This window comes from Paenibacillus sp. WLX2291, assembly GCF_046603665.1.
In the GTDB taxonomy this organism is placed as follows: domain Bacteria; phylum Bacillota; class Bacilli; order Paenibacillales; family Paenibacillaceae; genus Saccharibacillus.
Genome location: NZ_CP176755.1, coordinates 3,075,622 through 3,096,148 on the forward strand (window position 1 = coordinate 3,075,622; position 20,527 = coordinate 3,096,148).

Below are 20,527 nucleotides of genomic sequence, written 5' to 3' on the forward strand. Positions count from 1 at the left end.
TGTAAAATTGTAGATTTGTTATGCTTCTATCTAAAGCCGAATTATAGGTCGGGATGCCATACACCCCAGAGTGCTAATCCACAACCATCTTCTTGATCAAAAGCTTCAAAGCGCCGATTCGTATCCGATACAGATTGAAGCCACATCGCTTTGGCTAATTCAGCCGGATTGCCTTTTACACCTTGTGCATCTTCGATAACCTCAAAGAAATACACACTGCCTGCTGGAACCATACGACGGATCGCTTTTTCGTGACCTTCCCCTCTATAAGGTTTTGTGGATGTCGGTTGGTCAGTAGCCTGATCTTTCTTATCTTTTTCCGTGGTCTTCTCCATACGCCAACCTGATACCGCTTCCCATCGTGGTACACAAGCCCAGCGTAATCGCACCCGTAGGGTCGTGTTAAACAATTTCGCAAACAAATCATTGGATTCCATATCTTCGTTCAGCCAGCTTGGAAGCCAGCCTCGACGGAAATACGCAGGGGTCGCTAACACGATCCGAAAATACGATTGATTTTCTAGTGCTTGTGCGACTTCGTCCGGACATTTCCATTGATCTTCATGCAGTGTATGCTTTTCCATAAAATGAGCAAGGCGGCGTTTGCCACCCATGGGATGAAGTTCAGACAATCCTTCACGCCACAGCTCTTGTTCTGGTAATATCATTTCAGCTTGTAAGGTCAAATCTTTAGGAAGAATGAGCGATTGGGTGTTAAACAATTGTTGATCTTTGGCTCTGGAGGTGAGGAGATCACGCTCAATATGGGTTCGTTCCTCTTTCTGAAACAAAGGCAAAAAGGCATGGTGCTCTGGCTTAAGAGTAGACTTCTTTAGTTCTTCTTGCCATACTTTCACCTGATCGGCATATTCGTTTTGGAATGATGTGGTAGGATGACTTAACCATTGGTACATATACGCTGCACTCACATGGGTTGGCTGCTTCGATGCTAGTTTGTATTCTCCGCTCTCTGCTTCAGCCACTTGAGATACAGCGACCTTCGGTAACCAGAGATCATCATAGAGTCCCATTTTACCCGTGCCGAAAAACCCGCTATCTTCACTAGGCTTTGGCTGTGGTTGAACGGGCTCAATATGCAGATGTTCTCCGTTCTCATACACTTGAGCATCTTGAGGCACAGCAAAATACATCTGATCCTTCCACACATACACTGGACCCCGAATTTTCGTTTTCGTAAAGCGTTTAAAATCGATGGAAGCTTCTTCGAAAGCCTGCGCTTGTTTGGTTAGCAGAGTACGAATCGAACCCGCGAGTACACTTGGCGAAATGTTGTTTAATGTATGTGCACGAATGCCAGGTGTCCGAGTAAAGGGGCGCCCATCGCGAATCATGATCGGATCAAGGGGTTGGACTCGGATGAATGTCTTCATGGGCTGTGCGTACCTCCTCTAGCTGAATCGTCAAAATAAGTTGCTCGGTAAGTTGTTGTAACCGAAGCAATGGATCAAGTAATACGATGGAAGACTCTCCTTGTCCGTTGAAGAGGCCCAGTAGTTTAGTACGGAAGGCTTGATGTAGCTCTTCACTCATCAACGTTGGTTTTTTCTTTATAGCCAGGCGTCTAATTTCGTCATATAATACCTCGTGCAAAACAGAATCTTCATTTAACCATGAAGATGACTTAGCTAACTGGCGATAGGTAATATACAGATTGCGCAATTCATACGCCAATTGTGTCGAGAAATAACCCTGACGGAAATCGATCAGTAAGCCTATAAGCGTTCCAATTGGATCATGGTTAAAGGAAAGCGACATCTGCAATTGGTCGCCTCCGCCACGTTTATGAACATGGATCGCTAAAGAATTCCGCTGTTGTTTCGCATGTTTCTCAGCCGCCTGTGCCCACTGGCGTACTTCTTCTAGCGGTTCTAACATGTGTACAATGACCATACCGACAGATAACGTTGCGGATTGTCCTGTTGTGTTAGAAGAAACCTTCCCCTGAAATGCCTGGCGTAATCTCTCGGCTGCTTGAAGACAGGTATGCACAGGGACATACGCCATCACATCGTCGCCGCCGCCATAGATCAGTTGACCCTCACAATCGGCTATAATCTGCTGAGCTTGTGCTGAGAAGGCAGATAGTTTTTCAGAAAATGTAATGTGTTGTTCATCATTTTGAATGGATCGAAGCATATGCCCCATGCGGTCACCATCCGCGACGATAAAGGCATAGTACGGTGTAGGTTCTGGAATACGTCGATAGAGCTCCTCCAGCCACTGGATGATCTGCTGAACCCATTGTACTTTCTCTGGCAGCGTACCCTTCGTATATTCATCGATATACTCTTCAACGCGACGAACATAAAACAGACGCGCATCCAGCGGCTCATTGAGCATCGAACCGGCAGATAACTTATCTTTTATGTAGACGTTTACTTGGCGCTGGTAGGCATGGGCAAGCTCAGAAGTAGCGCTATCTTCTTTTAAACTCTGCTTAAAAGGACGAAAGGCCATTTCACACACAGAAGGAAACGTATGTTGATCTGATAACGCCGTTTTTATTCGCTTCACGACGGATATCGCATCCAACTGCTCATTCTTCTTCACACCTAATCGAAGGAGTTGTTGCTGTTGTTTGGCAGCTTCAACATCATGACGTGGTGTTAACCACACCGATTCTCTACCGCCATCCAGTGTGGATTTTACTTCACCATACAGTACACCGGGTTCATTTTGCCTGAAATCCCGTAAGGTTTTGCGAGCCATCATGTCGTGCTCTACTTGAGCTAGGGTCTGTGCATAAGATGAAGCGTCTACATCGTATCGCCTCCACACCGCATAATACTCGATTAGATCGGCTACCTGTCGATCCCAGGTGTTCTCCTTAATCAGGCCCTTTACTTGAGCACGGGCTTGTTTGACATGCTCCATCCAGACACCACTCATCGCGTGTCTGACGTTAAAAGCTATGCGCTGCGGGTCTACATCCGCTCCGATAATACCCAGGATACGGTTGGGTGCACTTCCCTGGTCTAAGCCGACATTTGTAGCTAGCACGGGATAAACAACCTTTCCTCCCAGCTCTTGGAACGCCATCGCACCTGCCCAGCTCAGTTCAGATAGCAGATGTGAACCAAACCAGAGGTCCCTTGTACGTCGGGCCTGAGCAATAAATTCTTGAACGGGTCCGATGGAGAAAAGCATCATGATTTTCTGTTGTTGGGATGCTGACAAAATTCTTTGACCTCCTCGCTATTTAGAAAAGCTTGTATAGCCGATTCAAATAATTGCTTGGAATCATTTTTATTTATCAATGGACTGTTTACATAATTCATCTGATCCATATTCATTCGAACTAAATACGTAGTATTTTTCTTACTTCCTTCTTCTACTTTCAATATCAAATTGGTGATAGGAGGTTGATGAAGAAAGGCGATTAAACTGATACCCTTTTCTTCACTAAAAGCCATTGATTTTAATAATAAGGGAGAGGACAGACGATCTTTACCTTTTATAGTCAACTTAGTCCTGTAAGGCTCACGACTAATTTTTTTTAAATAATTATTATTCACAATGTATTTTTCGACACTTTCTTTAACAGGTCTAAATTGAAAAATGATAGGTAACCCAAATTGAGCTCTTGGAAATCCCTTTACTTGCTTCTTAGAATTAGTTCTTGAAAAATGTAAGGGTTTAGCATGTTTAGGGTGCGCACTATTTAACAGGTCACGAATCGAATCTGCTTCTGGCCAGTGGCTCCTTCCAGCTTTGCCATTACTTTTTAGATTAGAGCGCTTGCGAAAAGAACTGTAGGAATGAATTACTGTTTTCCAACTTTCGGTATTCTCATTTGCACTGGTTGAGTTTATACCGACTCGAATATCTGTACTTAACGTCGGCCATTCTCTGGTTGGACTTTTTGCGAGAAAACTTAAACGATATTTTTTTTGAATAGCTAAGTCAAACCATGCGAAAAAACGAGTGAAGCTAGAGCAATCGTCATCATTCGGTGAGAAGTCTTCACAATATAAACTGCCCCCACCTCTTCTAGTTCTTGCCCCAATACCACCAAAATTTATCCACGCCCACAAAGCACTTTTAATGTCTATTTGTAAATCGTTCATAGTTTCGGCATCTGTATTGTTTATAGAACCTAAAAGAGGAAGCTGTATGCATAATGTAAAATAGCTTCCCTCTAAATAGTCTTTAGTAGTACCGATTTTTTGTTGAAATAAGTACAAAGGATATGGTAGCTCTTGCGGTTCCGATTGTTTTTGAGAGCGATTATCCTTTGAACCGCCCTCTACTGTATAAGAAGCTTTATTAAATTCACCAACATGTTCTACCCAAACTTTTACGTTACTAGGATGTTCCGTATCTCCAAAAATCTCAACTTCGCGTTTACGCAGATCATAGGCATTATCAAATATGGCTCCACGCGTGGCGCGCCACCAAAAACGTAATTGTCCTCGTATGGAGCTGATACGAATCGGATGGTTCACATCCACTTCTGCCGCTTGGACACCACCACCAAATATCGGTGTCACTACGTGAATTTTGTATCGAAACACTTGATGAAGTGAGGGTAGATCAGTATGAATATCAACGATAGAATTAGACGATTCTAATGGAGGTAACTTTCTCAATCTTGTAACTCTCCCTTCTCATTTTGAATGATTCCTACTATATTTTATTCATATTTTGTTATTTGTTTAAAAGCTTCAGCATACGCAAAATGAGGGAACAACATAGGATTATTAATCAGCATCAGCAATTGATTAAGCTGAAAGTTAAGCGTAAGGAGCGGATTATTCGGTATTCTAAGGTCAGCAAGCGTATTGTCCAAAGCCACTTGCTCCTCATTAAACCTCAGCTCTGGATGACTCTCGGTTATTCCTTCAAATAATGCAGGGGTAGTGGGATGCAATTTCAAGATTTCTTCGCCTTCTTGTTGAAGAGGTAATCCATTCAACGTGTCCCCCCACCAACCTAAGCTCTTGGTTTCGTTAGGTACAATAACCTCAAACAACGTATCTTCCTTCGGCTGTTTAAGTATCACAAAATCAAAGCTACCTTGAAGATTCGTAATATGATTTTGGATCGTTGTATCTTTGACTTTGGTTAAATTGGTAGCCAGGATACGAATCGGCCGTGATTTTTTCTGCGTAGGGTTTGTAAAGCCTACAGAATATCCCGATAGAGTTCGAGCAATGCCGGATGCTTTAGGTTCTAATTGTGCAATACTGTCTGCCCAAGTGATTAAAGCTTCTTCATCTACTTCAGTGCTTTTACATTCAATTGCTACGACAACAGCTTCAATCGGAATAAATTTAAGCGTGTTGTATTGAAATACATACGGCGTGTACTGATCGTCATAGATCGCAATGTCGACTTCGCGAGACACTCTTTTTTCGGAATCGATAATCAGGACACCTTGTGCAATAGAATATTTGAGTGGAATGATACTCCGAAAAAACTTGATCCACATTTCCTCTCGGTAATCACCAGTCAACCCACCATGCACAGCCGCAATATTAATTTCTTCAACCATGGTCTTGTTTAAGTAGCGGTAGTTCTTTTCAATTTGCTCAAATACTTTTTTATCTTCACTAGAAGAATTCGCCATCATATGATTCCTTTCTACTATACGATATATAACAGTAATAAATATACATAGTAAAATATAACTACCATTTTTACTGATTATAGTAAAAAGAACCTGAATAGTCACGTTATATTTAAATTATGCTTTCTAGCTTGGTTAGCGAACTTCTATATATCCGTGAAAATAAAAAACAGACCTTCGATTACAAGGTCTGTTTTTTATTGATTTTATAAATGATAACTATGACTTCACTGCTTTTTCTGTGTAAAGAGCAATTGATAATTTAGAAGAGCAGCAGCGGCTTTCAATCCACACTCCCGCACGGGGAGTAACGGCAAAGGGGCTGTTCGATAGCCCAGAGTATACCTTTCAATCCATACTCCCGCACGGGGAGTAACCTACAAATATGTATAGTGCAATTAACGCAATTCGACTCTTTCAATCCATACTCCCGCACGGGGGGTAACCTGATCTACAGCAACGAATCCAACCACAGACAGTAACCTTTCAATCCATACTCCCGCACGGGGAGTAACGCAAAGGGCAGAGATGCCAGCAATACCATCACCAACTTTCAATCCATACTCCCGCACGGGGAGTAACTTTACTCCACTGGTAGAGGGGAATTATTCTCTACGGTTCTTTCAATCCATACTCCCGCACGGGGAGTAACAAGTGTCCGATCTGTCGGGATTCAGAGTTTGTCATCCTTTCAATCCATACTCCCGCACGGGGAGTAACTTTACTCCACTGGTAGAGGGGAATTATTCTCTACGGTTCTTTCAATCCATACTCCCGCACGGGGAGTAACAAGTGTCCGATCTGTCGGGATTCAGAGTTTGTCATCCTTTCAATCCATACTCCCGCACGGGGAGTAACGATCATGATATTGTATTATTCGCTATTCTTAAACCCTTTCAATCCATACTCCCGCACGGGGAGTAACTTAGTCGCTTGGATCTTTTTCATTAATTTAGGTACTTTCAATCCATACTCCCGCACGGGGAGTAACTTAACCCACTTGTTTTGCTCATTTAAATCATACTCTTTCAATCCATACTCCCGCACGGGGAGTAACAATTTCCAACTAAAGAAGAAGGATGGAATGATGTTCTTTCAATCCATACTCCCGCACGGGGAGTAACTGTATTGTCCCTTGATCACGATTTAGGTTGTAACGATCTTTCAATCCATACTCCCGCACGGGGAGTAACTAGTTCATCAAAATCGTCATATAAAGATTTATATCTTTCAATCCATACTCCCGCACGGGGAGTAACTTAATAATGTTGGAATGAAACATGTTAATTTTTCCTTTCAATCCATACTCCCGCACGGGGAGTAACTATTTCACCAGCAGCTGGTTGTCGCACTCAGCGAACTTTCAATCCATACTCCCGCACGGGGAGTAACGATTCTGCTTTCTGCCGATTTTGTTTGATACTTTCACTTTCAATCCATACTCCCGCACGGGGAGTAACAGAAGAACAGTTTTTTGTTAAGCCACCGAGTTTCTTTCAATCCATACTCCCGCACGGGGAGTAACCGTAAGCGTGCGATGGGCGACGGAGGTACATTTATATCTTTCAATCCATACTCCCGCACGGGGAGTAACTTTGGCGCGGTGGAATTACGCGTATTACCTGGAACTTTCAATCCATACTCCCGCACGGGGAGTAACTCATTTAACAAAATTGACCACAACCTTATCAACTCTTTCAATCCATACTCCCGCACGGGGAGTAACCGCTTTAATCGTGAAGTCTGCGCCCAGACGTTTAACGTCTTTCAATCCATACTCCCGCACGGGGAGTAACGGGAGAAGATGACGAGTATTATGACGTGCCTATTCTTTCAATCCATACTCCCGCACGGGGAGTAACTGCCCGCCTTCTTAGCCCTTACCCTTCAAGGCAAAAACAGGCGATTTCCGCGAACCTCATTTTTAGACTACTTTATAACGGACAAAAATACAACAAAAACCCCGAAATCCCTTATGTAGCAAGCAGCGCGAACCTCCTAGGGATTTTATGTGTGCTTGGGGTTCGCGCTTTTCCGCTAAAATGATGCTTATATATTGGTGACTCAATGTGATCTGTTATACGCTACAAGCTACAGCATTAATTCTCGATTCATGCTTTTTCTAAATTTCCAGTATATAGTATTCAAGTAACATTTTAGTCCATATAATAACTACATTGAATCCAATGCTTTAGCATATTCTTCAATATCCATAGCGGGAGCAGTTCCAAGCTTTTGAAGCTCTCCCACTAACCTAAAGAAGAAAGAGATTAAAGCTTCTTCTTCTGTGCTGAATTCAATTCGTGGTTCAGCATCGTAATTTACCCAGAACGAACCTTTTTGGAGTACACATGCCAAATCAAGCTGTTGCAAATTTTTTAAGTCTAATATTTTTTTTTGGCTTGTTTCGCTGAATGCTGGACTAAAATCGCTATCCAGACAAACTAAACCAGACAAAATCCGGAAATGCTCTTTTTTCCCTTTACCGCCGAGGTGATAAATATCTGCGGAAGTTCGATACAATCTTCGTACAGTCTCAAATTTCTCACCAGCATATTTTATATTTTTAGTATTGAAACTCTGCTTAACTTCAAAAACTGCATATACGCTTTCCGCAGGAATGTAGGAGGTTCCTTTTGTAACGTATACAAAAGGCGTATATTGTTGATCATAGATCACAAGATCAATTTGGTCACTGATTTGATTAGTTGAATCTATGACAAAAGCTTTTCCAACTTTGTAACGCTTAGGTAAGTATGTTTCTAACCATTCGATCCAATCCAGTTCAGAAGCATCTCCTTTAGCTCCTGGATGATCTATATTTTCACGATTAGACGACAAAGTATGAATCATCTGATTTTGCAAGCCATGAAAAAGATTTTTCAAATTTGTTTTTTTCACTTTAACCATACTCCTTAGTATCTATTTAAGTCATATAACATTTTTGAAATTGGTATACTAAAGCCAGTTCACTACTTAGACCGCGTAAAGCTGAAAGTAAATTTATTAACAATTTATATTATTACTTCAACTAATATGGGACTATTCTGCTACTCACATGCTACTCCATCACGATCCGATCCAATTTTGTGCTATAGCCTGGCTCACCTTCAAGCAATGGAGCTTTCCCGGCTGCACGTACTGCCGAACAATTCTTGTATGACACATATTCCTCCGGTTCCTCTACCACTACTGGCTCGGTCTCGACTATCGGCTCTTTCTTCGTCTCTACTTTTTTCGGAGCTTCAGTCACAACTCCGGCTTTCTTCTCAGTTACTTTATTCGTTTTTTCCTGTGCATCCGTACTTGCTGCCTACTTCTCTTCAACAGCCATAGTAAAGAGAATACGCGGTCCATCTGGATAGTCACTCAACTTATTTCCCACCCATGATCCTGCATCGCGATTGTCAGAAGACGCCACATAAGCCACATCTGCACCAGCTCGATCAATCGTGCATACGGCTGGCTTCCCTTTTGCGATTGCTGTCATGATATGACTTGCTGTTTGAGGGTACTTTGCTGCTGGAAACTTAACTACAGCATCGTACTTAGCATCGTCAATGACGGCTGCTGATTTAGATGCGTCTTCTTTTGTCGATGTATCCACCAATTCGACAGACGGCTGCTTGACCTCGGCTTGAACAACTTGAGTGGAGTTAGAGCTTGGATCCGCTACCAATGAGTTCATTTTCGCTTATTCAGTTTGACCATTAATGATTCCTAAAATTAAAGAGATGATCGCCTAGGTCATACCAAACCCAAGCTGCATTTTGTTTAGTTTTCTCCATCGGAAGAAGATTATAATGTACGGAATAAACATCCAACGATCTTCTACGCTTTTTTTCTTTTCAGTGCCAACACCACCTATTTGCATGTTAGGATCAAATAGAGCTCATTATTCACTCAACTCATATGTATATGGAGTCCTCAAATTCCAAATTATCCCTCATTAGTATAACGGAATACTAAGTCACTAACTGTATAACAAAATTTATCCTTAAATGTCGAAAATTGATTGTTTATGCCGTTTGATTTTCTAACTTATATTTTTTTCTTGACCATCCTATGTAAAGGTCTACCTCGTTCTTAAAGAAACAAGAAAAAGTCCAGCTTCCTATTGATAGAAGCTGGACTTTTCTTCGTATGATAAAACAAATCGTTGAATTATTACTTTCCTATCCGATCATCATGAATTGATAAAACCGAATGATTTGAGCATCCGACTAACCATCACTGCTGCTTCAGCGCGAGTCGCTGCCGATGAAGCATGAACGTTCCTCTCTGGTATACCGTGCATCCATCCAACTGTCGTTGTCATTTGAATAGCATCGCTTGCCCAAGCAGGTAAGTCGCTAGCATCTTGATATGGCACAGGCGTAGATATAGCAACCGGCTGCTGCCCTGTCAATTGCGCGGCGCGCTGTACCATTACAGCCATTTGTGCACGTGTAATAAAATCTTGTGCTCGAATAGTGTGATCCTCAAAGCCCTGCATCAAGCGCTTTTCAACCGCTGTCGATAGGGCGGAAGCGTACCATTCGCTCCCGTTCATATCTTTGAACGTTGTCGAAGATTTTGCAGTCAATTCTAGTCCCAAACTGCGAACAAGCATGGCGGCAAATTCAGCTCTTGTGATCGATGCGTTTGGCGCAAACTGTTTAGAAGATTGCCCATTGATAATCCATTTGGCGTGAAGCAACTGCACATCTTGTTCCGACCAATGCCCGATCAGATCACTCCATGGTGCCGTCGTCGTTTGTATCACTCCATACATACTATTACTACTCGATTGAATAACTGCTGTAGTCGCGCCATTGGCAGTTGAAAATACAGCAGGAACAAATGTCATTTGTCCCGTACTTGCATTTAAACGCACAGCAGTTAATGAAGCCGGATCTAGGACACGATCCAATACGAGCGTACGCGTTACATAGGTTTTGCCAAAATCATTCATCTCATAGACTTGTCCATCCGCTTCTACCGTTACTGAGAACTGCATAGGATCAGCCATGAGAGTTGCGTGATGATCCGCAACAATGGTTTGAAGCGTTGATGTGAGCGAATCGTCGGTGTGTCCCATCGTTACGGTAAGCTTAATGTGCTGTGGATTGAGATTCCATTGAGCTGCTAACGTGTCTGGCGAAACAACGCTAGCAGGCAACTCGTAGGTCAACCCCTTGTTTTGTATAGCAATGATGCCCTGATACTGTGCCCATGCCGTAGCCGGCATTCGAATTTGAATAGACTTCGCGTCCACATCTGGCAATTTGATCCATGCTTTGCCCTGATCAGCAAGCTCTACTGCCTGTCGTAATGTATCCCCATCCAGTTTCAATATCCCTACGTTGGATGCTCCATCAGGTGCAGGTTTCATTACAATATCTGCACGCGGAATGTCCCACTGGCTGCCTCCACGTATCGCTACAGGGGGCTGAGGCGTTGGAATATTCACCGGCGGTGTAGGGGGCGGATCTGGTACCACGACTGTTCCTCCGCCTGTATTCCCACTGCCTCCGTTCCCACCATGTCCACCGCTGGAATGATCGTCTGACGGTGTACGTACAGAGACAATCAATCGGTCTTCAGTAACAAGACCACTACGATCCAGCGCTTCTACAGAAAAGGTATAGGCATGGTCTGGGAGCAGATCACGTATAGTGTAATTGTAGTATACATTTTGACGTACTGTAACATTATCATTGGTATAGGTAGATGCGGTCACCGTTCCATCTGGTACATGCAGGGTACCCTTCGTATAAGTATCATCTTGTACACGCGCGATCTGCTCGTGTCCATCATAGATACGATATTCTGAAATTCCAATGTTATCCGTCGCCGCAGGCCAAGACAATTGTGCTTCCGTCTTGCCAATATGAGTTGCTTCTAAACGAGCCGATGCGGGCCATGTTGGTGGCGACTGATCGGAAGGGTCTACTGTATGAAATTGAACTGTCAGTGCATGTGCGGTAACTCTTTGCGCCGAATCCACTGCTTCCACTGTAAATGTATACTCGGTCGCCGGCGTGAGACCAGTAACAGTATACTCATAATACGGTTCATAGTTGTTTAATTTGTAATCGGAAGCATCCCATTGCGCAATTTGTCGGTCACCTTGATAGATACGATAGCTAACAATTGCAGCATTATCTTCAGCTGCTGTCCAGTGCAGCGTCGCGCGATCTTGTCTTACGTCAGTTGCAATTCCCTTCGCCGAAGACGGCCATTGGGGCAGCTCAGAATCAACAATAGGCGTTTTGCCAACTAAATCTGTAATTCGTCCAGTAGTACCGGTATTTTGTGTAGTCAATGTACCCAGCTTATGCAGATAATCAACCAAGACTTGAAAATCCGGCTCATACGGATGCTGTTCATTCCACAGCTCCACGATCCGACCTTGCTCATATGCGTTTTGGAGGACAGTGTGTCCGTCTCCTCCTTTTGCCATATATACATTTGTCGCTATCCGATAGTTTGCTTGTGTATTTAACGGAACATACCGATTGGGTCCAATCTGGACGCTGACTGAAAGCAGCCGCTGTCCCGATGGACGATTGGAGTCGTACGTAAATTTCATACCGGCTACATTGGGAAAGCCGCCAAACTCGCCGGGTCTACGAGACACTCCAATTTCAAGCGTATCCCAGATCTCTTGCCCACTCATCTCCAGTACAACCAGGTCGTTACTAAAGGGCAACATTTCCTGAGCAAGTCCTGTTGTTAAATTGCCTTTAAAAAAGTTAATCCGAACCCCGCCGCCATTTTGGATCGCCATAAGAGCTCCTGTTTGTACCTCTTTCACTTTATCCAACATAGCATCCACGACTAGATTACCGATCGCAGTTTCTTCTTTTCGTACTAAGCGCGGAACGCCCCAACCTGAAACAGCTCCGAGTAAGTCGACTTCAGATTTGCCAATGACGGTGTTGTATTCTTCAGCAATTCCTTTTTTATACTGCTCTAATACTGTTTTCGTAGCAGCATCTTCAGGTTGCTTACTCACTTCAATCAAATTCTCCTGCCACTGAATCAGTTTACCTGTTGCATCAAATTCAACTTTCAAATTGCCGACATGAACGGACTTATCTTCGGTTTGAACAATAATTGTCGGGTTACCACCATCATGTGCAATGACAGTCGGTGTTTTGAGTAGCGTGTGACTGTGTCCACCAGCAATGATATCGATATACGGCACCTGACGCGCGAGTTCAAGATCAAGTCCGTATCCTAAATGAGATAACACGATCACTTTGTTGACTCCCTGCTGTCGAAGTTCAGCTGTTACTGCCTTGGCGCGAGCTATCGGTTCAGAAATCATGACTTTCCCAGGGGACGAGGTCAACTTGGTATCTTCTGTCGTAAGTCCAAATATACCGACGGGTTCGCCATTGATTTCTTTGATTAAATAGGGATGGATCTGCTTAGGAGTCAGTGTCGTATCATTCACTTGGAATGGACTAAGCAAGTCGTCATTTGAGAAATCAACATTTGAAGCTACAAACGGAAATTGTGCGCCTTTGATGAAATTAGCGAGCACCTCAGGCCCTCGATCAAATTCGTGATTACCAAAAGTCATGGCATCGTACTTCATTCGATTCATAAAATCCAATTCAGCCTGTCCGAGATATTTGATAAAGTACATGGTACCCGTCATCACATCTCCAGAATCCACTAAAATGGAAGGTACGTTTTCCTTTTCTGCCTGTTGTCGCGCCTGATTAACCGCCGTAATCCGCCGTGCTACATTATCAAGACTCGAATGCGTGTCGTTCGTATGTATGATCGTCAAGGGAAAGCTGTTATTTCCCTGCTGTAGTATCGCATTCTCATGTGGAATTTGAACATCCGCTGCTTGAACAGTAGACGGAATACTGGTACTTGTTATCACTAGCGAAAAACAAAGAGCGATGTGTATCCATACCCTACTGATTTTTTGACTTCCTTGCATCTGTTTTCCACAACTCCATTTGGTTGTACTGTCCATGGTTTCTCTACTCCTTATCCTTAACTTTGATTTTATTCAAAACTGAGTGTTGAATGAAGACCAGAATTCTACTATACCTGCTAGTTGTTAAATGTTACGCATAAGTATGTTAAAGATAGTGTAATACAATCAATCTAGCTGCCTATTGACCATGATCTATCATTTTTTAGCTATCGATTTCATCACTAACACAGTAACGTTACAAGAAATACTTGCATAATATACAAAATAAGCAGCCTGATGTAGGCCGCTTGTTTGCTTGCTTATTTACAAAATGAAATCTTATTTGTTATACACTCTTGTCTTTCCCATAATCTTCTACAGCTTTAACTTCTAAGTAAGTACCTAAGATCCAAGAGCTGAATCCCATCAAACACCAATAAAAAACAGCCCAGAATGAAAAATTCCAGAATATTAACCAAGCAGCAAGTAAAATTTCACAAATAATGATTCCAAATGCATTACCATGTTCTCTCAAATGTTTATACGATTCAATATATTCTTTATTTTGATTCGTTTCTATTTTTGAGTTTTTTTTCCTCGATTTTTTTTCTTTTTCCCCTATCTCTGTTTTTTCAGAACGATACTCAGCTAAACTAATATAGAATTTTTGATTTTCCAAATATACCAATTTAAATAAATAGATAGCTAGCATCAAAGTAGTAATAGATAAAAAATGCTTATATAACTGATTAGAAATTAAGAATGACCCTATGAATATAATTAATAAAATGAATATTAGAGTTCTAAGATTTTTTTTGTAATAAGTTTTTTTAAAGTGAAAAAGTTTTTTTAAGCGAACAAGATTTTTTTTGTAATAAGTTTTTTTAAAGTAAAAAAGTTTTTTTAAGCGAACAAGATTTTTTTTGCAATAAGTTTTTTTAAAGTGAAAAAGTTTTTTTAAGCGAACAAGATTTTTTTTGCAATAAGTTTTTTTAAAGTGAAAAAGTTTTTTTAAGCGAACAAGATTTTTTTTGATTTTATCCTCTAATTCATTCATACTATTTTTGTCGAACCTAAACAATATAGATCTAAGTCCATGCATTACGAGAATAAGCATACTTGACAAATACATATAAAAAAATCCAGCTACTATTATTATGATCATAGTTAAAATAGAAATTCCTGACTGTTCAAAGTTGATCTCTAATGCTTGATCATTATTGGGAATTGAATGACTTTCAATTCCAATAGGCTCTAATATACTCTTCATAACCTGTACGATTTGATTAGGTTTTTCTTCTGTAAGTGTATAGCTAGTATCAAACAAAAAACTACTCACTGTTGCTTGAGCATTTTGAGGAGATTCTTGGCTCCGAAAGAATGAATTGCTGATTTCATTGTTATAGTTATAAAAGAGATAAAATAAGATAACAATTGCAAAAATGGTACCAAGCAAATAACGTACCAAATAAAATTCCCAAAACCGATTCCCCAATTTAATTACTCCTTTGTTTGCTTCATTTATTTTTTAATGGAAGCCCTAATTCTTTAATAAAAATAGATCGTTTGACTGGCTGATTCTGGCTCATTTGTGGAAAAGTAATGTATACATTATGTTTGGCTCGTGTCACCGCGACATACATTAGTCGACGTTCTTCTTCAAGTGTAGTTACAGGTTCTGCTTTTTCGCGACACTCATCCAAGTTCACTTGGCTAACCGGTAGTGCTCTAATTGAAGGAAGTCCACCATGATACACACCAATTACAAATACATTATCAAAGGCCAATCCTTTACTTTTGTGAATAGTCATGAAGCACAGAGCATTATATTCCCCTTTGCGATATGCTTCTACATTTTTCTTCATCTCTACTTTTCGTTTTTGCAACCGATCATGATAACCGGTTAAGCTTTCCCAAGTTGCATACGATGTACATTCTTTGGTGATCCAATCCAATTCTTCATTAGTGAGATTTTTCTTATTTGCGGGAAATTGAAGGAATGGATCAATAAAATCCATAACATTCACAAATTCACCTTCATCTTTAAACAATTTAAATAAGCCATTGAAATAGGCTTTTAGTAATGCTATATCAGCATACGGCTTTTGAATTTGTATAAAATTCACAAATGATTGAAGGAGCTGTGAGATAGAATCTGTAGCCTGATCTTTAATAAAGTGTTTAAAATCATTTACTTTCACAAAATGAGCTAAAGCCACTTGTCGAAGAATAGTAGTCCATTCTGATGAATCATAACTTGCATTTTCCTTCACTAATCTATTCCACGATGAAAAGGCTTGTTTAAATTCGTATAGATTAAATATTCCCATGATGTCTTCATTACTTTCAATTACAAAAGGAATATTGAGCGTATCCAATACTTGATACATACCTTGAAGCTGACCGGCAGATCGATACAACACTGTTGACACTGTATAATTGATAGGCTGGGCGCTTGGATCTTTTTCATTTGTAGAAACAAATGGTTTTCGTTTTCCAAGTGATTGTACTTTTTCAATGATCCACTTTGCTTCATCATTCACATCAGCAGCTACCCACACATAAGCATCACCATCTAGTTCATGGTAAGGATTCATTTGTTTCTCTATTCGATCGTGTTGGTTATGCAAAATCACTCGATTGCCAGACTGTACGATATTTTGCTTAGAACGGTAATTTGTCATCAATTCCAACGTATACGTATCATACATAGAATGGAAGTCTTTAATATATTCTGGACTTGATCCACGAAACGCATAGATACTTTGACCATCGTCTCCGACAATGATCAGTTTTGCTCCGCTACCATCTAGTGGAGCAATCAATTTAAGTATCGCAACTTGAAGTGGATTAATATCTTGAAACTCATCGACGAAAATATACTTATAATTATTTTGGATAAACTCACGTGCAGACTCATATTGCTGTAAAGCAGTGTATAAGTTTAGTAAATAATCATCAAAAATAACAATATTCTGTTGATTTCGTTCTTGCATAAACTCGGTATACAAATTATAAAAACGTTCTTGAATCGGAGGTTCGATTTCAGGTCCCACTCCACTATAATATGTAGCAACAAATCCTTTCATTTCATCTAAGGTATAATCTAAGTTTGTCCAATAATCGATACGTTCACGAATAGTTTTCTCGCCTTCTCGATCAAGTGAAGACAATTTATTTTTCTTAACAAGATTTCGAAATAAAATACTAGCTTTTGAGTCACTATCATCCTGTTTATGAACAACAATACCTACAGATGCAAGCCCTGGCTGTTCTTTGAGCAATCGTTCAAACATCGATTTAAAGACACTGTGAAAGGTTCCAATCGTAACTTTAGACTTCTCTTGATTTAAAAAGGTATGAACACGTTCTCTCATTTCGTCAGCTGCTTTTCGTGTAAATGTAACCATACAAATATGAGAGGCAGACACCCCTTCCATCAACATTAAATAAGCTGTTTTAGCGCAAATCGTTTCAGTTTTACCACTCCCAGCTCCAGCGATAATTCGGAGGTTTTGTTGCATATTATATCGAATAGCTAAAACTTGATTAGTATTAAACGCATTTCCTTTGATTCGCTCAATGTGATCAAAGAAACCTTTATCCTCATCTAAATCCTGAACCAAATTTCCATTCGTATCAGGATCTTTGATTTCCCCATACTTTTTTTTATAAAGACTGTCTGTATGAATAAGTTGTTGATTCTGATATTGAATTGTTTTCATCTGTTTAAGATTTGATTCATGACTTGTTCTTAACTCTTTGTACAGACGAATCAGTTCAATCAACTGCTCCGTTTTTTCATCATTATCTTTTTTCAGCAAATTATATTGATATTGTAATTGCTGAACTTCTTGCTCTAAATTTTGAGTCACGGTTAGTAATTTATCTTTTCCCGTAAGTCGATCTATTGTCTTCTGAAGCATCTATATCCTTCTCTCTACATAATATCAGTGTATTTGTGTTGGTTATACAAAAGTAGATATAATCGATTATCAATATCCAATATACAAGATAAATGTATTTATAATCCATAAGATATTATGTCGGTTCGTTGATTGATATGTATTAATTTCCCAAATGAGTACCTATTATATTATTTTGTTAATCGGTTGTATAACGGTCTAATATTTTTCCTTCATAAGTGTAAGCATTCTATGGCCATAGAAACTTAACAGTGTAATTAAAAGGAGACTTATTATGACAATTAAAGACAGACGTTTCATTATCGATGCAGGGCATGGCGGACGTTATGACGGAGCAGTTGCATCTCCATTACTTGGTTCCAATGTATCCCGTAAAGAAAAAGATGTTACTCTTAAAGTGGCGCAACGTGTAGTATCAAAGCTTCGTGCTTCTGGAGGTATTGTTTGGCCGACGAGAACGATTGGTGACGATATCAATAAACGTGTAGCATCTATCAATACACTACCTGCTATAGATTACTTGGTTAGCATTTATGTAAATAGACAGGGATCAGGTAAAGGCGTATTTTATCAAGAAGGCTCTATTGCGTCTAAAGGTTTCGCATAGGTAGTTGCCGTTGCATCAGATAGTCACCATGAGGTAGCAGACTACGCGATACTAAAAAAACAAGCCATCGCATTCTAATTGAGATCGCTTCCATTGAAGATAGTCGGCTAGATTTGGATGACTAACTAAATGGTATTGTGAAAGGATTATTTGCTCATAATATTGCATAATACACTCAAAAGAGCGACTATGATTTATACTCTGGTCGCTCTTTTGAGAATTTGTCATTAGTACCTATAAAGTAAATAGATTTCATCCTCATAATTTATAAAAGTATAACTGAATGAATTTAAGATAACTCCTAAGTAAACTTTTCATTCATTCAAATGATCATTCATTTATATTCGTTGAATAACATTATTTACTTTCTCTAATATTTTCCCTGTAAAGAGTAACAAAGTTTTAAAGTTATATCCTACAACAAAACACAGAGTAGAAGACATATTTAAAGCATAAGATTGAGATATATCCTTAAACAAAAGTGCAAGAATTACCGGGAAGAGAATTGCTAGCATCAATTTAGCATGTAAAAGGTCTTTTTCAGTTGCTATTTCTGAGAACAAATATGTTAGAAAACCAATCATTCCAGCAAATATAGTCAACAAAAAACTTAATACTCCCATACTTATCTCTGTTGCAGGAAATATACCTAATCCTTGTGCTTGTAATGGATTATTTATGTTACTCGATATTGAAACTTTTATACATACTGACATAATACCGACTATTAAAGTTATATAAGCAAACATAAAATACAGAGGAGTCTCACTGATACGTTTTCGTTTTTGAATATTTGATTTGAGCAGCAACAATTTTCTTTAATATTAAGAATTTTCTTAATGTCCTTTTTAGCTCGTAGTTTATATATCCAAAACCTTTTCTCAATTTTAGATACTTTTTTAATGCAACTAATTGATTGCATTTCTTGCGCTGACAGCAAAATCTCTTGAAGCAAAATATAAACTTCAGTACTTAATTTATTTAGCTCATTTTCTTCTTTATTTGCATAAGTTTCACTTTGATTCTTTTTTTCCGTATTAAATTCCAAATCCAGATCGCTAGTTGCGTGTATGATTTTGCTCACTATCTATTACTCCTCTTAAATAAAATCTTTCTTATATATCGATTGTTATATCGTTGACTTGAACTTTTTATTCAAAAAGTATTGAGTACCAAACATATAGCTTAACGCAACCTCTGATGAAACCATGATTGAGGATAAACAGGTATTTTATTAACATATTGCTTGTTTAGATTAATTGGCAAGTATTTATTTTAGCAGATAATATTCAAATAAAAGCATATGATCGTCAAGTTACTTGGCTGGGCACAAATTAGTTACTAATGAAATTAAAAATCGTACAGAGAGGCGGGCATCAAATTTTACCATTTGGGAGAACGTCAAAAGCGTGTCATCCTAGTTAATTATTCAATTATAGACAGCCTAATAGGTGATGTATGCAGAAATGAATTGACACTTGTCTATCCATTGTTTATATTAACAATAAGATAATAACAATAAGATAATAACAAAAAAAGGAGATATTATGTTGAAGACACAAACGGGTACTATAAAAAAAGATAATACGGTTATTTGGAGATATATGACAAAAGACAAATTTCAATGGTTAATCGAGAATAGTGCGTTGTATTTCCCAAATATCAAACAATTAAAAGACTCTACCAATGATCCTAATGATAGTTTGCCGAGTGCTGAAACATTAACTTTACTAAAAATGTTTAAATGGCCTCCCAACCATTTAGAACTATTTTTGAGAGAACAGTTACAATATGGCATATCATGTTGGTCGGCCCGCAAATACGAATCTGAACATCTTTGGTCTAAATTCAATTCTTGTGAAGGTGTGGCTATTAAAAGTACTGTAGGAAAGTTAAACAAAAGTTTAGATAGTATTGAATCTTTAGCTAAAGCTATAAAATACCTACCTGTATCTCAAGATAAACAACAATCTTACGCTCCTGAAGATTTTTTATTTATCAAAGATCCATATTATAGTGACGAAAAAGAATATCGTGTTTTAATTAAAAATGAAAATCAAAACTCAATTACTATAGATTTAAATTTACTTATTGATGAAATAGTTGTAGGAACTGAAGAAGATTTTAATTCCATTTTAGATATAGCAGCTACTTGCAACATGCAAGATAAAGTTAAGCACTCTTGTGTATATGTCGATAGAAGTCATAATATTCATAACACAAAATCTTATTGGCATACTTCTGAAGGTTTAAGTGAAATTGAAAATCTTAAAATTGTAATAGATAATATTCTTAAACAGCTAGATTAGCTTTTAAAAATAGAAATTAAATCCAATAAAAAGAACTCGTCCATGAACAAAACTCTTAAGTAATGGGTGATTCTTTTTATTGATGAATGTATTACTAACACCATTCATATTAAAAATCCAGAAAAATTAGTGATTCAAAGGTAATAAGATTATTATCAACCCAATTTCATT

Annotated in this window: 14 protein-coding genes and 1 CRISPR repeat array; of the genes, 2 read left to right on the forward strand and 12 right to left on the reverse strand. The window is 39.2% G+C overall.

Annotated features, from left to right (window positions below):
* Positions 1 to 41: 41 nt before the first annotated feature.
* From ACDE64_RS13180 to ACDE64_RS13225, 10 genes are all read right to left on the reverse strand, one after another.
* Positions 42 to 1,391, reverse strand: a complete 1,350-nt coding sequence (locus tag ACDE64_RS13180; protein WP_411347105.1) for a type III-B CRISPR module-associated Cmr3 family protein — start codon at positions 1,389 to 1,391, stop codon at positions 42 to 44.
* Entirely contained in the window at positions 1,360 to 3,198 is a 1,839-nt protein-coding gene (gene cas10 / locus ACDE64_RS13185; protein WP_411347106.1) for a type III-B CRISPR-associated protein Cas10/Cmr2, read from the reverse strand. The genes ACDE64_RS13180 and cas10 overlap by 32 nt, the downstream gene beginning before the upstream one ends.
* Entirely contained in the window at positions 3,168 to 4,610 is a 1,443-nt protein-coding gene (gene cmr1 / locus ACDE64_RS13190) for a type III-B CRISPR module RAMP protein Cmr1 (RefSeq protein ID WP_411347107.1), read from the reverse strand. The genes cas10 and cmr1 overlap by 31 nt, the downstream gene beginning before the upstream one ends.
* A 44-nt stretch (positions 4,611 to 4,654) precedes the next feature.
* Positions 4,655 to 5,593: a DUF6602 domain-containing protein gene (locus ACDE64_RS13195; RefSeq protein ID WP_411347108.1), complete on the reverse strand. Its 939-nt coding sequence runs from the start codon at positions 5,591 to 5,593 to the stop codon at positions 4,655 to 4,657.
* 277 nt (positions 5,594 to 5,870) lie between these two features.
* Positions 5,871 to 7,452: a CRISPR direct-repeat array (repeat unit 32 nt; unit sequence CTTTCAATCCATACTCCCGCACGGGGAGTAAC).
* Between the two features lie 310 nt (positions 7,453 to 7,762).
* Positions 7,763 to 8,491: a DUF6602 domain-containing protein gene (locus ACDE64_RS13200; RefSeq protein ID WP_411347109.1), complete on the reverse strand. Its 729-nt coding sequence runs from the start codon at positions 8,489 to 8,491 to the stop codon at positions 7,763 to 7,765.
* Positions 8,492 to 8,651: 160 nt separating this feature from the next.
* The gene (locus ACDE64_RS13205; protein ID WP_411347110.1) at positions 8,652 to 8,843 is read right to left on the reverse strand and encodes an excalibur calcium-binding domain-containing protein; all 192 of its coding nucleotides are present in this window, start codon (positions 8,841 to 8,843) and stop codon (positions 8,652 to 8,654) included.
* Between the two features lie 60 nt (positions 8,844 to 8,903).
* Positions 8,904 to 9,278, reverse strand: a complete 375-nt coding sequence (locus tag ACDE64_RS13210) for a hypothetical protein (protein WP_411347111.1) — start codon at positions 9,276 to 9,278, stop codon at positions 8,904 to 8,906.
* Positions 9,279 to 9,776: 498 nt separating this feature from the next.
* Positions 9,777 to 13,571 (reverse strand): 5'-nucleotidase C-terminal domain-containing protein, encoded by a 3,795-nt coding sequence (locus ACDE64_RS13215; protein WP_411347112.1) that lies wholly within the window; start codon positions 13,569 to 13,571, stop codon positions 9,777 to 9,779.
* 289 nt (positions 13,572 to 13,860) lie between these two features.
* Complete coding sequence (locus ACDE64_RS13220; RefSeq protein WP_411347113.1) at positions 13,861 to 15,009, reverse strand: hypothetical protein; 1,149 nt, start codon at positions 15,007 to 15,009, stop codon at positions 13,861 to 13,863.
* A 22-nt stretch (positions 15,010 to 15,031) separates the two neighbouring features.
* Positions 15,032 to 17,440 carry an ATP-dependent helicase gene (locus ACDE64_RS13225; RefSeq protein WP_411347114.1) on the reverse strand — a complete coding sequence of 803 codons (2,409 nt, stop codon included), beginning with the start codon at positions 17,438 to 17,440 and terminating at the stop codon, positions 15,032 to 15,034.
* A 274-nt stretch (positions 17,441 to 17,714) separates the two neighbouring features.
* Between ACDE64_RS13225 and ACDE64_RS13230 the strand changes: the two genes are divergently transcribed.
* Positions 17,715 to 18,047 (forward strand): N-acetylmuramoyl-L-alanine amidase, encoded by a 333-nt coding sequence (locus tag ACDE64_RS13230; RefSeq protein WP_411347115.1) that lies wholly within the window; start codon positions 17,715 to 17,717, stop codon positions 18,045 to 18,047.
* A gap of 338 nt (positions 18,048 to 18,385) precedes the next feature.
* On the opposite strand, the gene ACDE64_RS13235 is transcribed toward ACDE64_RS13230, so the two are convergent.
* Both ACDE64_RS13235 and ACDE64_RS13240 read right to left on the reverse strand, forming a co-directional pair.
* Positions 18,386 to 18,796 carry a hypothetical protein gene (locus ACDE64_RS13235; protein ID WP_411347116.1) on the reverse strand — a complete coding sequence of 137 codons (411 nt, stop codon included), beginning with the start codon at positions 18,794 to 18,796 and terminating at the stop codon, positions 18,386 to 18,388.
* Complete coding sequence (locus tag ACDE64_RS13240) at positions 18,781 to 19,131, reverse strand: hypothetical protein (protein ID WP_411347117.1); 351 nt, start codon at positions 19,129 to 19,131, stop codon at positions 18,781 to 18,783. The genes ACDE64_RS13235 and ACDE64_RS13240 overlap by 16 nt, the downstream gene beginning before the upstream one ends.
* Positions 19,132 to 19,594: 463 nt before the next feature.
* On the opposite strand from ACDE64_RS13240, the gene ACDE64_RS13245 reads away from it, so the two are divergent.
* Positions 19,595 to 20,356, forward strand: a complete 762-nt coding sequence (locus ACDE64_RS13245; RefSeq protein WP_411347118.1) for a hypothetical protein — start codon at positions 19,595 to 19,597, stop codon at positions 20,354 to 20,356.
* Positions 20,357 to 20,527: the final 171 nt, after the last annotated feature.

What these genes read in the sequence shown, in the direction of transcription:
- ACDE64_RS13215 (WP_411347112.1), bottom strand. Translation starts at nt 13,571, where the DNA reads ATGGACAGTACAACCAAATGGAGTTGTGGAAAACAGATGCAAGGAAGT.
- ACDE64_RS13180 (WP_411347105.1), bottom strand. Translation starts at nt 1,391, where the DNA reads ATGAAGACATTCATCCGAGTCCAACCCCTTGATCCGATCATGATTCGC.
- ACDE64_RS13225 (WP_411347114.1), bottom strand. Translation starts at nt 17,440, where the DNA reads ATGCTTCAGAAGACAATAGATCGACTTACGGGAAAAGATAAATTACTA.
- ACDE64_RS13195 (WP_411347108.1), bottom strand. Translation starts at nt 5,593, where the DNA reads ATGATGGCGAATTCTTCTAGTGAAGATAAAAAAGTATTTGAGCAAATT.
- ACDE64_RS13245 (WP_411347118.1), top strand. Translation starts at nt 19,595, where the DNA reads ATGTTGAAGACACAAACGGGTACTATAAAAAAAGATAATACGGTTATT.
- ACDE64_RS13210 (WP_411347111.1), bottom strand. Translation starts at nt 9,278, where the DNA reads ATGAACTCATTGGTAGCGGATCCAAGCTCTAACTCCACTCAAGTTGTT.
- ACDE64_RS13230 (WP_411347115.1), top strand. Translation starts at nt 17,715, where the DNA reads ATGACAATTAAAGACAGACGTTTCATTATCGATGCAGGGCATGGCGGA.
- ACDE64_RS13235 (WP_411347116.1), bottom strand. Translation starts at nt 18,796, where the DNA reads ATGTTTGCTTATATAACTTTAATAGTCGGTATTATGTCAGTATGTATA.